The 1,729-nt window shown below is 75.2% G+C and carries 2 protein-coding genes; both read left to right on the forward strand.

Annotated elements, in window-relative coordinates; all coding sequences use genetic code 11:
• Positions 1-610 (forward strand): NUDIX domain-containing protein (locus AC3ET4_RS30675; protein ID WP_431955217.1); only part of this gene is annotated, 610 nt, incomplete at its 5' end.
• Between the two features lie 128 nt (positions 611-738).
• Positions 739-1,729, forward strand: a 991-nt coding sequence (locus AC3ET4_RS30680; RefSeq protein ID WP_431955218.1) for an NB-ARC domain-containing protein, incomplete at its 3' end; no start/stop codon positions are given.

Below are 1,729 nucleotides of genomic sequence, written 5' to 3' on the forward strand. Positions count from 1 at the left end.
TCCCGAGGAGTGGCGGGTCACCGCCACCGCCACCCCCTTCACCGGGAAGAAGACCAGCGTCCGCACCGATGACGTCGTCATGCCCGACGGCAGCGTCGCCCGGCGCGACTACCAGGTTCACCCGGGCTCGGTGGCCGTGCTCGCCCTCGACGACCAGGACCGCGTCCTGGTCCTCAAGCAGTACCGCCACCCCGTGCGGATGAAGCTGTGGGAGATCCCCGCCGGGCTCCTCGACGTGCCGGGTGAGAACCCGCTGCACGCCGCCCAGCGCGAGCTGTACGAGGAGGCGCACGTCAAGGCCGAGGAGTGGCGGGTGCTCACGGACGTGTACACCACGCCCGGCGGCTGCGACGAGGCCGTGCGCATCTTCCTGGCCCGAGGCCTGTCCGAGGTGGAGGGCGAGCGCTTCGCGGTGTCGGAGGAAGAGGCCGACATGGAGTTCGCCCGGGTCCCGGTGGACGAGCTGGTCCGCGGTGTCCTGGCGGGGGACGTGCACAACAACTGCCTGGTGGTCGGCGTGCTGTCGCTGCAGGCCGCCCGGGCGGGGGACGGCCTGGAGTCGCTGCGCCCGGCCGAGGCGGAGTGGCCCGCGCGGCCCTTCTCCGCCTGACCGTTCGGTCTGACCATCCGATCGTCCGAGAGGGTGATCATTGGCTGGATCCGCCGCGTCGTGTACGGGGGTTGGACCCTCGCCGTGAACTAGGCTCTTGCCGTTCGTAGGAGAACGGGAGTGGGCCCGTGGCGGATCACGTGCTGGACGCCGACGCATCGGCGGCGGCCTCTGACGACGGCCCGTGGGAGCCTGCGTCGCGGGCTCCGGCACACGGCACGCTGCCCCCCGGCCTTCCGGGGTTCGTCGGCCGCCGCCGCGAGCTCGAGGAACTGCGCGCCGACATCGACCGGCCGGGCCTGGCCGCGCTGCGCGGCCAGACGCCCGACGGCAGCCGGGTGCTCCTCGTGGCCGGCCGGCCGGGCTCGGGACGCACCGCGCTGGCCGTGCGGCTTGCCCACGAGGTGGCCGACCGCTACCCCGGCGGCCAGTTCTACCTGCGGCTCAGCGAGAACGACGGCCGTCCGGTGCCGCCCGAGCAGTCCGCCCGTGCCCTGCTGCGCGCGATGGACGTCGAGGCCGAGCCGGCCGCGGAGTACGGGGAACTGCTCGCCGCGCTGCGCACCGCGTTGGACGGACGCAAGGCCGTCCTCGTCCTGGACGACGTCGTCGAGCCCCGGCAGTTGCTGGACCTGATGCCCAAGGGTTCGGGGAATTTGCTGGTCGCCACGGCCGAGGGACCGCTGCCGGGCGTCCACGACGTACGTCCGTGCACCCTCGGCGGCCTCGACCCGGCGGCGTGCGTCGAGCTGCTGGCCGAGGCCGTCGGGCGGGTGCGGATCACCAACGACCCGCGGGCCGCGGAGGGCCTGGCCCAGGAGTGCGGCCGCCACCCCGCCGCCCTGCGGCTCGTCGCCGCGTGGCTCGCCGTCCAGCCGGGCACCTCCGTCGCCGAGGCCACCCGCAGGTTGCGCGCCGCCTCTAGCGAGCCGCCGGCGGCTGGGACCGCCGCGGCGTCCGAAGGCGAGGCCGTCCGCGGGAACGGCACGCTCCACCCCGACGTCGGGCACCGCACGGGCAGCGGCCCGATCCCCGAGGCGCTGCGCGGACTGGCCGCCGCGGAGGGGCAGGCACGGGTGCTGCGCCGGGGGGGGGGAGGGGAGGGCGGGAAGAGGGGGG

Source organism: Actinacidiphila sp. bgisy167 (assembly GCF_057707665.1).